The 12,397-nt window shown below is 53.3% G+C and carries 7 protein-coding genes; 6 read left to right on the forward strand and 1 reads right to left on the reverse strand.

Going from position 1 to position 12,397, the window contains the following annotated elements; all coding sequences use genetic code 11:
- The first annotated feature begins 95 nt into the window (after positions 1-95).
- The 6 genes from rpoC (at position 96) to AC9UG7_RS05105 (ending at position 9,863) form a co-directional block, all read left to right on the forward strand.
- Positions 96-4,313: a DNA-directed RNA polymerase subunit beta' gene (rpoC, locus tag AC9UG7_RS05080; protein ID WP_509585071.1), complete on the forward strand. Its 4,218-nt coding sequence runs from the start codon at positions 96-98 to the stop codon at positions 4,311-4,313.
- A 62-nt stretch (positions 4,314-4,375) separates the two neighbouring features.
- Positions 4,376-4,930: a LemA family protein gene (locus tag AC9UG7_RS05085; protein WP_509585074.1), complete on the forward strand. Its 555-nt coding sequence runs from the start codon at positions 4,376-4,378 to the stop codon at positions 4,928-4,930.
- Positions 4,927-6,282, forward strand: a complete 1,356-nt coding sequence (rsmB, locus tag AC9UG7_RS05090; RefSeq protein WP_509585077.1) for a 16S rRNA (cytosine(967)-C(5))-methyltransferase RsmB — start codon at positions 4,927-4,929, stop codon at positions 6,280-6,282. Before AC9UG7_RS05085 ends, rsmB begins: the two co-directional genes overlap by 4 nt.
- Positions 6,283-6,313: 31 nt before the next feature.
- Positions 6,314-6,898, forward strand: a complete 585-nt coding sequence (locus AC9UG7_RS05095) for a DUF4390 domain-containing protein (protein WP_509585080.1) — start codon at positions 6,314-6,316, stop codon at positions 6,896-6,898.
- Positions 6,895-9,150, forward strand: coding sequence for a sensor histidine kinase (locus AC9UG7_RS05100; protein ID WP_509585083.1), 2,256 nt, complete (start codon positions 6,895-6,897; stop codon positions 9,148-9,150). Before AC9UG7_RS05095 ends, AC9UG7_RS05100 begins: the two co-directional genes overlap by 4 nt.
- Positions 9,151-9,164: 14 nt before the next feature.
- Positions 9,165-9,863: a response regulator gene (locus AC9UG7_RS05105; protein ID WP_509585086.1), complete on the forward strand. Its 699-nt coding sequence runs from the start codon at positions 9,165-9,167 to the stop codon at positions 9,861-9,863.
- Here AC9UG7_RS05105 and icmF read toward each other — a convergent pair.
- Positions 9,864-12,397 (reverse strand): fused isobutyryl-CoA mutase/GTPase IcmF (icmF, locus tag AC9UG7_RS05110; RefSeq protein WP_509585088.1); only part of this gene is annotated, 2,534 nt, incomplete at its 5' end.

The following is a 12,397-nucleotide window of genomic DNA, read 5'->3' on the forward strand; positions in this document are numbered from 1 at the left end:
GGCGAGCACGCGATCGAAGCGGGCATGCCCGAATCGTTCAACGTGCTGGTCAAAGAAATCCGTTCATTGGGCATTGATATTGAGTTGGAGCGTTCATGAAATCATTACTCGACCTCTTTAAGCAGTTCACACCAGATGAGCATTTCGATGCCATCAAAATTGGACTGGCGTCGCCGGAAAAAATTCGCTCATGGTCTTTTGGCGAAGTCAAAAAACCCGAGACCATCAACTACCGCACCTTCAAGCCCGAGCGTGACGGCTTGTTTTGCGCCAAGATATTCGGCCCTATCAAGGACTACGAATGCTTGTGCGGCAAATACAAACGCCTGAAGCACCGTGGTGTGATCTGCGAGAAGTGCGGCGTTGAAGTCACGCAGACCAAGGTACGTCGTGACCGCATGGGTCACATCGACCTGGCTGCACCTTGTGCTCACATCTGGTTTTTGAAGTCGCTGCCCAGTCGCTTAGGTCTGGTGTTGGACATGACATTGCGCGATATTGAGCGTGTCTTGTATTTTGAAGCGTATGTGGTGACCGATCCCGGTATGACTGCGCTGAAAAAATACGCCATCATGACCGAAGACGAGTACGAAGCCAAGCGCATCGAACTCGGTGACGAATTCCAAGCCAAGATGGGTGCAGAAGGCGTGCGCGACTTGTTGGAGACCATGGAAATCGACATGGAGATTGAAAAACTCCGCAATGATTTGACCGGCTCTGAGATCAAGATCAAGAAAAACGCCAAGCGTCTCAAAGTGCTGGAAGCGTTCAAAAAATCCGGTATCAAGCCCGAGTGGATGGTGTTGTCGGTGCTGCCGGTGTTGCCGCCCGATTTGCGTCCTTTGGTGCCGTTGGACGGCGGGCGTTTCGCCACCTCCGACTTGAACGATTTGTACCGCCGCGTCATTAACCGCAACAGCCGCCTGCGCCGTTTGCTCGAACTCAACGCGCCAGAAATCATTGCCCGCAATGAAAAGCGTATGTTGCAAGAAGCAGTTGACAGTTTGCTGGACAACGGTCGACGCGGCAAAGCCATGACAGGCGCCAACAAGCGCGCACTCAAGTCTTTGGCCGACATGATCAAAGGTAAATCCGGTCGATTCCGCCAGAACTTGTTGGGCAAGCGTGTCGACTATTCTGGCCGTTCCGTCATCACTGTCGGACCGACACTGAAATTGCACCAGTGCGGTTTGCCAAAGTTAATGGCACTCGAACTCTTCAAGCCATTCATCTTCAGCAAGCTCGAGTTGATGGGCATAGCCACCACCATCAAGGCGGCTAAAAAAGAGGTCGAAGCCGGTACACCGGTGGTATGGGATATTTTGGAAGAGGTGATCAAAGAGCACCCGGTGTTATTGAACCGTGCGCCTACCTTGCACCGTCTGGGCATCCAAGCCTTTGAACCTATTTTGATCGAAGGCAAAGCCATCCAGTTACACCCACTGGTGTGTTCCGCGTTCAACGCCGACTTTGACGGCGACCAGATGGCGGTACATATTCCATTGTCGGTAGAGGCGCAAATGGAAGCCCGCACCTTGATGCTGGCCTCTAACAATGTGCTGTTCCCTGCCAACGGCGAACCTTCTATCGTGCCGTCTCAAGACGTGGTGCTGGGCTTGTACTACACCACGCGTGAGCGCATCAATGGCAAAGGCGAAGGCTTGGTGTTTGCCGATATCGGCGAAGTCCAGCGTGCGCTTGACGCCAATGTGGTCGAGTTGACCGCCAAAATCACGGTGCGCATGACCGAGTGGACCAAGGACAAAGTCACCGGTGAATTTTCCAGCAGCACCTCGCTGGTAGAAACCACCGTGGGTCGTGCCCTGCTGTCTGAAATTCTGCCGCGCGGTTTGCCATTCAGCAATTTGAACAAAGCGCTGAAGAAAAAAGAAATTTCAAAACTCATCAACACTTCATTCCGTAAATGCGGCTTGAAAGAAACCGTGGTGTTTGCCGACAAACTGTTGCAAAACGGTTTCCGCTTGGCCACACGCGCCGGTATTTCCATCTGTATCGATGACATGTTGGTGCCGTTTGAAAAACACGCCATCATTGAAAGCGCAGAAAAAGAAGTCAAAGACATCGAACAGCAATACGTGTCGGGTCTGGTGACGTCTGGCGAGCGCTACAACAAGGTGGTTGACATCTGGGGCAAAGCCGGTGACGCGGTGTCCAAGGTCATGATGGACCAGTTGCGCAAGGAAAAAACCATAGACCGTCATGGCAAAGAAGTGGAGCAGGAATCTTTCAACTCCATTTACATGATGGCCGATTCAGGTGCGCGCGGTTCTGCTGCGCAAATCCGACAGCTCGCTGGTATGCGCGGCCTGATGGCCAAGCCTGATGGCTCCATCATTGAGACACCGATCACGGCCAATTTCCGTGAAGGCTTGAACGTGTTGCAGTACTTCATTTCTACCCACGGTGCACGTAAAGGTCTGGCGGATACGGCGCTCAAAACCGCCAACTCTGGATATCTGACACGCCGTTTGGTTGATGTGACCCAAGACTTGGTGGTCATCGAAGATGATTGCGGCACCAGCAACGGACAGTTGATGCGAGCCATCGTCGAAGGTGGTGAAGTGATCGAATCCTTGCGTGACCGCGTGCTTGGTCGCACCGTGGCCGAAGATGTGGTGCATCCTGAAACCCGCGAAACCTTGGTGCCTGCCGGTGACATGCTTGACGAAGACCTGATCGATGAAATCGAGTTGCTTGGCGTCGACGAAATCAAAGTGCGTACGGCACTGAACTGTGAAACACGATTCGGTTTATGCGCCAAATGCTATGGCCGCGATCTGGGCCGTGGTGGACTGGTTAACGTGGGTGAAGCGGTCGGTGTTATCGCCGCGCAGTCCATTGGTGAACCAGGCACTCAGTTGACCATGCGTACTTTCCACATCGGTGGTGCGGCTTCACGCGCTGCAGTCGCCTCCAGTGTGGATGCCAAGTCCAACGGTCTGATTGGTTTTAATGCCACCATGCGTTATGTGACCAACAGCAAGAACGAGTTGGTGGTGATTTCTCGCTCTGGAGAAATCGTTATCCATGATGAGCAAGGCCGCGAGCGCGAGCGCCACAAAGTGCCTTATGGCGCTATTTTGGCGATCAAGCCCGACCAAAGCATCAAGGCCGGCACCATTCTTGCCAATTGGGATCCGCTGACACGTCCCGTCATCACCGAGTTTGCTGGACAGGTTCGTTTTGAGAATGTCGAAGAAGGTTTGACTGTGGCCAAGCAATTGGACGAAGTCACCGGCTTGTCTACGCTGGTGGTCATCGACCCCAAGCGCCGTGGATCCACGAAAGTGGTTCGCCCACAGGTCAAGTTGATCGATGCATCCGGCAAGGAAGTGAAGATCCCTGGCACAGACCACTCAGTGACCATCGGCTTCCAAGTCGGTGCGCTGATTCAGGTGCGTGACGGACAGGACGTCGGACCTGGCGAAGTGCTGGCGCGTATTCCGGTGGAAGGTCAGAAGACGCGTGACATCACCGGTGGTTTGCCGCGTGTGGCCGAGTTGTTCGAAGCACGTTCGCCGAAAGACAAAGGCATATTGGCCGAGATGACTGGAACTGTTTCTTTCGGTAAGGAAACCAAAGGCAAGATTCGTTTGCAGATCACCGATCCAGAAGGCACGGTTTGGGAAGAACTTATTCCCAAAGAGAAAAACATCGTGGTGCACGAAGGCCAAGTGGTTAACAAGGGCGAAAGCATCGTCGACGGCCCTGCAGACCCGCAAGATATTTTGCGTCTGTTAGGCATTGAAGAACTGGCACGCTACATTGTTGATGAAGTACAAGATGTGTACCGCTTGCAAGGCGTGAAGATCAACGACAAGCACATTGAAGTGATTGTTCGTCAGATGCTGCGCCGTGTGGTGGTCGATAACGTCGGTGACACCAACTACATCAGCGGTGAGCAAATCGAACGTTCAGAAATGCTCAACACCAATGAAGCCTTGCAACGCGATGGCAAGTTACCTGCTACTTACACCAACTTGTTGCTGGGTATCACCAAAGCTTCACTGTCGACCGACTCATTCATCTCAGCGGCTTCCTTCCAGGAAACCACGCGCGTTCTCACCGAGGCTGCCATCATGGGCAAGCGCGACGAATTGCGCGGTTTGAAAGAGAACGTCATCGTCGGTCGTCTCATTCCTGCAGGTTCCGGCATGGCCTATCACAGGGCCCGCAAAGCCAAGGATCTCATGGACGAGGCCGAGCGTCGTGCCATCACCGAGAACGAAGCCGAAGAGCTTGCCTTGGCGCAACAGCAAGAGGGCAGCAACGAAGAGACTCCCGCAGATTGATCGCGATGGCCCCACGGGGCCATCTCCATTCAATCTGTCACCGTCAGTAGGCGTTGTTGAGCATGCTGTATTCACGCTGGTTCTGGATTTCTTTTGCCGTTCTGGTGTTTTGGGCGCTGGGGGCATACAACAGACTGGTGCGTTTGCGTGCACAAGTGAAACAGCAATTCGGTCCATTACAAGCTGTATTGCTGGAATACCAGGAGGTGGTTCAACAAGCGGTCACTGCCGCCGCCGCTGCACCACAGTTGTGGGACCACCCCGGTAATTTAGACTTGGGCCACAGTTACTGGACGCGCTTGCAAGTGGCGGCGGGTTTATCCACAGTGGCTATTGCGCGTATGCAAAACCATACCTTGGAACAAGACAGCGCACAGGCCTTGCATGATGCAGCGGCCGAGTTACAAGATGCATGGGCTGCGTTGATTCATCCGGACGCGTATTTCGTCCACATACCTGAAGCGCTGAAACAACGTTGGTTGGATCTCGATTTGCTGGTGCAACCTGAATTGAGCCGTTTTAATGCGGCTATTCAAGAATACAACCAAGCCATCACGCAATACCCTGCTGCTGTGATCGCCAGCTTATTTCAATTCCGCGTAGCCACGGTACTGTGACAACGGCTACATTGACAGAAACGGCTGCTGCGCTTGCGCCACCATTGTGGCAGCAATTGCAGGCATGTGCCGTGGCGTTGCATGCGGTACGCCAAGGTCGTAACCACAGCCAAGCATTGGCCTTGGTAGAGCCGCGATTACGGGCAGCAGCGCAGGCCTTGTTGTTTGCGGTACTCAGACAATGGGGTCGTACGCTCGTCATCAAACAGCTACTCGCTGCTCGCTCGCCCAAGCCCGTAGTCGATGACTTGTTATGCATAGGCGTGGCGCTGGCATTGCAACCACAAGACGCCATGTATCCGATGCATACACTGGTGAATCAACTGGTGGAAGCGGCCAAGCACAACCCAGCAACGCGACCACAGGCGGCGTTCATCAATGCATGCATTCGGCGTTTTGGCAGGGAACGGGTTGCGATGATGCAGGCCACAGAAGATCAACTGCCTGCGCGTTGGAACCATCCGCAGTGGTGGGTGAAAGCCATGCAAAAAGACCATCCGCAGCAGTGGCAATCTATTTTGCAATCCAGCCAAAAAGCGGCACCGATGTCAGTGCGAATCAACCAACGCAAAACAACGCGTCTTGCGTTGCAGCAGACTTGGCAACAACTGGGTATCGAGTCTGAGGTATGCGGCGAACAAGGGTTGGTACTCAAAAGGGCTGTGAATGTTCAGACCTTGCAAGGCTTTGCACACGGTTGGTTCTCAGTGCAAGATGCGGGCGCGCAGTTGGCCGCGCCGTTGCTCTTGCATGGCTTGACTTTGCCTGCCACAGGCCGCCTACGTGTACTCGATGCCTGTGCCGCACCTGGCGGTAAAACCGCGCATTTGTTGGAGATGGCAGACCTAGACTTGTTGGCCATCGATGTGGATGAGGGCCGTTGCCAGCGTGTTCGAGATAATTTGGCGCGTCTGCAATTACAAGCCACCGTGATGTGTGCGGATGCGGCCCAACCGGCAGACTGGTGGGACAAACATCGATTTGATGCCATTTTGCTTGACGCACCATGTACCGCATCTGGCATTGTGCGCCGGCATCCAGACATCCCCTGGCTCAGGCGAGAAAGTGATTTGGCAGGCTTGGCAGCGCAACAAACGAAATTGCTGCAAGCTTTGTGGCCGTTGTTGGCCGCAGGAGGACGTTTGTTGTACTGCACTTGCTCGTTGTTCAACAGGGAAGGCGTGGAGCAGATCCAAGCGTTCCTTGCAAACAACAGTGATGCCTATTTACTGAAGTCACCGGGTCAATTATTTCCCCGTATGACAGTCAATAATACGTCTGTCTCGGACAATCTGTCCGATGAGCACGATGGATTCTTTTATGCCTTGCTGGAAAAACAAAAAGATGTCTGAAAACAGCGGTCTGCTACTTTCAAGGCCACTGATGTGGTTAGCCGGCTTGGTTTTCATGCTTTGCCAAGGTGCGATGCAGCCTGCGATAGCGCAGATAGCTGTGCAACTCTCTGAGCCCATCATAGAGCGTGGTGAAGACGGTGTGTATGTAAGTGGTCGTCTGGATTTTGAATTGTCTGCTGGCCTGGAAGATGCCCTGACACGGGGTATGCCGTTGACTTTTGTGTTGCAAGCAGAGGTGATGCGCGAGCGCTGGTATTGGTATGACAAAAGCATGGGTTTGACAGAACGTTACTACCGCATCACCTATCAGCCTTTGTCGCGTCGCTGGCGCCTGAGTGTGTCACCAACACCTGTGGTGAGCACGGGTCTTGGCGTGACGCTTGGCAACAGCTACGACAATTTGCGAGACGCCCTCCAGTCATTACAAAAAATCAATCGATGGAAAGTGTTGGATTTAAATCTGCTGCAAAAAGACGTTAAACAGCGTTTAGATTTACGCTTTCGTCTGGACTTGAGCCAATTGCCACAGGCATTGCAATTTGGCAATCAGTCCAGCAGCGATTGGAACGTCAACTTTAACCACAGTTTTCGACTCGAAGAACTGAGCAAATGAAGCAACCCGCCACTCGGAACGCACTGCGAAACCGCAGTTGGTTGCTGGTTGTGATCATGTCTATTCTGGTGTCTGTGTCTTTGATATTGTTGTTCTTGCTGACGCAGGCAACGCAGCGCTGGGACGTGTACGAACAAAATTACAACTTGCTGTTCGACCTCAACACCGTGCTGGCTGTGTTCTTATTTATGGTGATCAGTTGGATTGGCTGGCGTTTGCTTCAGCGTTTGCGACAGGGTAAGTTTGGCAGTCGATTGCTGGTCAAATTGGCCGCCATTTTCGCTTTGGTCGGTATATTGCCAGGCGTTTTGATTTATGCAGTTTCCTTTCAGTTCGTCTCCCGATCGATCGAGGTCTGGTTTGATAACAAAGTTGAAGTCGCTCTAGATGCGGGGTTGAGTTTGAGCCGATCCACGCTAGAGAGCTTGGCCAATGAATTGGTGGTTGGGGTACGCAACGCCAGCGCCGGTCTGCGCTTGACCACGCGGTCACAAACCACGCTGAGTTTGGAAAAAATCCGAGAGCAACTCGACGCTTCAGAGGTAAGTTTGTGGCAGGGCAATATCAAGTTGGTGGCCAGCGTCAGCGAATTTGGCTATGGGCTGCGACCCGAGTTGCCTGGGGCGTCTGAATGGCGGCAGGCTAGGTTGCAAGGCAGCAGTTGGCGCAGCGAAGGGTTGGAGGAAGTGGCAGGCGCTGACCAATTACCCCGACTCAAGGTGTTGTGGCGATTGCCGGACCAGGGTTTTCAATTGAACCAACAAGACACGGTTATTCAAGTGGTCAAGAAGTTGCCCCCAGTGCTCGTTGCCAATGCCAAGGCGGTACTTGAAGCCAACCGTGAATACCAGGAGCGGGCGCTGGCACGCAGTGGTTTAGAAAAAATGTACATCGGAACCTTGACCTTGAGTTTGTTCTTGTCCGTCTTTGGTGCGGTGTTATTGGCGGTGCTGCTGGGTAACCAATTGGCCAGTCCTTTGTTGTTGTTGGCCGAAGGTGTGCGCGATGTGGCAGCTGGTGATTTACGTCCCAAACCTTTTTTACAAGGCAAGGATGAGCTCGATGGGTTGACACGCTCGTTTTCGCTGATGACGCAGCAATTGTTTGACGCCAGAAGCACGGTCGAGCAAAGCATGGCCCAGCTTGATCTGGCGCGCAGCCATTTACAGACCATGCTGGATAACTTGACGGCGGGCGTGGTGCTGCTAGATGAGCATGGCGTGGTTTTATCGGTTAACCCGGGTGCAAACCGCATATTGAATTTGCCGCAGCCTATGGCTAGCGGTCAATCTTTTCGGGACATTGCTGGACTGCAGGAATTTGCCAAGCAGGTGGTGGACCAGTTTCATGAACTTGTGTCTGAAAAACAAGCACAACCTGACCATTGGGAGCAATCCCTTGAATTGGATGCAGTGTCATTGACCAGCGCCAAGGAATTTTCTCCACCGGCTCAGCGGCTCATCACATTGGTTGCACGAGGAGCGGTGTTGCCGCAAGGAGAATGGTTGTTGGTGTTTGATGATATTTCTGAAATTGTCTCTGCCCAACGCAGTCAAGCATGGACCGAAGTGGCCAGAAGACTGGCCCACGAGATTAAAAATCCTTTGACGCCGATACAGTTATCTGCTGAGCGTCTGGCCATGAAGCTGCAAGGCAAACTGCCTGCAACAGAACAAGCGCTGTTGGATAAATCGGTTAAAACCATCGTCGATCAGGTTGACGCTTTGCAACGATTGGTCAACGAGTTCCGTGATTTTGGTAGGTTGCCGGCCGCCCGCTTGCACGCCATTGATTTGAACCTATTGCTCACGGAGATGATGTCGCTTTATAGCAATGACAATGCCCGTGTACCCGTGATGTGGGAGTTGCAACAAGACTTGCCCCAAGTCATGGGAGACGCCGAGCAGTTACGCCAGGTGGTACATAACCTTATTCAAAATGCACAAGATGCCAGTCTTGAGCAGCATCAACCCAAGGTTTGGGTCAGTACGGAATGGAGACTGCAGTCACAAAGGGTAAGGCTGACTGTCTTGGATAATGGCCCGGGTTTCAGCGAAGCGGTATTGCAACGGGCATTCGAACCCTATGTCACCACCAAGGCCAGCGGCACTGGTTTGGGTTTGGCGGTGGTGAAAAAAATTGCAGACGAGCACAACGCGCGCATTGAGATAAAAAACCGGTTGCAAGGTGAAAAAATCAATGGTGCCCAAGTATCGTTATCATTTCGTCTTGTAGACTCTTTCGCAAACTGAACACACATAACTTCATGGCAACTATTCTGGTAGTAGACGACGAACTGGGTATTCGTGACCTGTTGTTTGAAATTCTCAATGATGAGGGCCATCAGGTAGAGCTGGCCATGAATGCGGCGCAAGCACGAGCGATACGCGCTGACATACAACCGGATCTGGTGTTGCTTGATATCTGGATGCCAGACACCGACGGCGTGACCTTGCTTAAAGAGTGGGCCACCACTGGCTTATTGAATATGCCAGTCATCATGATGAGTGGACATGCAACCATAGATACGGCGGTGGAAGCCACCCGCATCGGTGCCATGGCCTTCCTGGAAAAACCGATCACCATGCAAAAACTGCTGAAATCGGTTGAGCAAGGACTCAATAAAAAGTCTGCGGCACCAAGCCGCGGCTCCGTTGTTACACCAGCTAACTCTGCACAGCTTGGGCAGGCGCGTCCCTTGGGATCTCTGCCCGGACAGGTGTTTTCTGCGCCGGTTTTACAAGCCGTCTTGCAACCGGTTCAAAGTTTTGATTTAAACAATCCGCTGCGAGAAGCGCGTGACTGTTTTGAAAAAGCCTACTTTGAATTTCATCTGACGCAAGAAGGCGGCTCGATGACGAGGGTGGCTGAAAAAACCGGCCTAGAGCGTACCCATCTCTATCGCAAACTCAAACAACTGGGTGTAGATTTGTCTCGCGGCAAACGCGGCAGCGCATCCAACTGATCACATATTGCGCCGGTACTGACCACCGACCTCGAACAGTGCGTTGGTGATTTGGCCCAGCGAACACACCCGCACCGCCTCCATCAACACCGCAAACACATTTTCATTGGCCATCACAGCTTGTTGAAGTCGCTTGAGCATTAAGCCCGACGCATTGGCATGGCCTTGATGGAAATCGTTCAATCGTCGCAACTGGCTTTGTTTTTCTGCATCGGTTGATCTGGCCAGTTCAATCTTTTGCGGCACTTCATTCGCTTGTGCAGACTTGAACGTATTGACGCCGATGATGGGTAATTCACCGGTGTGTTTGAGCATTTCGTAATGCATGGACTCGTCTTGGATCTTGCCGCGCTGGTAGCCGGTTTCCATCGCACCCAGCACGCCGCCGCGCTCGGCAATGGCCACAAACTCTGACAACACGGCTTCTTCCACCAGTTCGGTCAACTCTTCAATAATGAATGCGCCTTGCGTGGGATTTTCATTTTTGGCCAAGCCCCATTCACGGTTGATGATGAGCTGAATCGCCATGGCGCGACGCACCGACTCTTCGGTCGGTGTGGTGATGGCTTCGTCAAATGCGTTGGTGTGCAAACTGTTGCAGTTGTCGTAGATAGCGATCAATGCTTGCAGCGTGGTGCGGATGTCGTTGAACTGAATTTCTTGCGCATGCAAAGATCGGCCGGATGTTTGAATGTGGTACTTCAGCTTTTGGCTGCGCTCGTTGGCGCCGTATTTCTCTTTCATGGTCACTGCCCAGATGCGACGCGCGACACGGCCCATGACGGTGTATTCGGGGTCCATGCCGTTGCTGAAGAAGAAAGACAGGTTGGGCGCGAAATCGTCAATGTGCATGCCGCGTGCCAAATAGGCTTCAACAAAGGTGAAACCGTTGGACAGCGTGAACGCCAATTGAGAGATGGGGTTGGCACCGGCCTCGGCGATGTGGTAGCCGCTGATGGAGACGCTGTAAAAATTGCGCACCTGGTGTTCGACAAAATACTGCGCGATATCGCCCATGACTTTGAGCGAAAACTCGGTGCTGAACAAACAGGTGTTTTGTCCTTGGTCTTCTTTCAGAATGTCGGCTTGCACCGTGCCACGCACGTTTTGCAACACCCAGGCGCGAATCTCGGTGGTTTCTGCTGCAGTGGGTTCGCGGCCCTTGTCGGCGCGGAATTTCTCCAGATTCTGGTCGATGGCTGTGTTCATGAACATGGCCAGAATAGACGGCGCAGGCCCGTTGATGGTCATGGACACACTGGTCGCAGGCGAACACAAATCAAAGCCGTCGTACAAGACTTTCATGTCGTCGAGGGTGGCAATGCTCACACCAGAGTTGCCCACCTTGCCGTAAATATCGGGACGCAAATCCGGATCGTTACCGTACAGCGTGACCGAATCGAAAGCGGTGGATAAGCGCTTGGCCGGCATGCCTTCGCTCAGCAGTTTGAAGCGGCGGTTGGTGCGGAATGCATCGCCTTCGCCAGCGAACATGCGCGTCGGGTCTTCGTTGTCACGCTTGAACGCAAACGTGCCTGCGGTATACGGATAACGTCCTGGCACGTTGTCTAACATCAGCCACTGCAGTATGTCGCCATGGTCGTGGAATGTTGGTAATGCCACTTTGCGCACCGGTGTGCCGCTGAGGGAGAGCGTCACCAGGCTGCTGCGGATTTCCTTATCACGTACTTTCACCACCAGTTCGTCGCCCGAATAATCTGACTTCAGCGTTGGCCAATCTTTGAGCAATGATCGTGCGTCTGCGTCCAGCCGTTCTTCGCGTTCTAACGCTAAGCCTAAGCTGGCTTCCGAGGCGCGTGGTTTGTTGGGTTTGCCTTCTGCCAGCATGGCCGAGGCGGCCTTGAGCTGCTGTACTTCGCGGGCCAGTTGTGCTTGCGCGCGCGCGCGATGCTTGTAGCCGCGCACGGTGTCGCTGATTTCGGCCAGATAACGGCTGCGCGACGACGGCACGATAGGCGTTTGGTGCGAACTGTGGCGTACCTGTACTGGTGGCAAACGCGCCTCGCTCAAAGCCAATCCCAGTTCTTGTAAGCGGGGCTTCATGGCTTGGTAGAGCGCGGTCACGCCGTCGTCGTTGAAATGCGCGGCCATGGTGCCGAACACAGGCATTTTGTCGGTGGGTGTGGTCCAAGCTTCGCGGTTGCGTTGTACTTGTTTGGCTACATCACGCAGCGCATCAGCAGCGCCTTTGCGGTCGAATTTGTTGATGGCGACAAACTCGGCAAAGTCGAGCATGTCAATTTTTTCTAGCTGGCTGGCTGCACCAAACTCGGGTGTCATGACATACAAAGGAACGTCTACATGCGGCACGATGGCGGCATCGCCTTGGCCGATACCCGAGGTTTCCACCACGACCAAATCGAAACCGGCGCATTGGGCAGCAGCGATCACATCAGGCAACGCAGCGCTGATTTCACTGCCGAATTCGCGTGTCGCCAGACTGCGCATGAACACGCGTTGCTTGCTTGATTCGGTTTTTTTGGGGGGGGCAGAGTCAGAATTGGGGTCAGGCG

The sequence above is a fragment of the Limnohabitans sp. genome, assembly GCF_046052765.1.
Taxonomy (GTDB): Bacteria; Pseudomonadota; Gammaproteobacteria; order Burkholderiales; family Burkholderiaceae_C; genus Limnohabitans.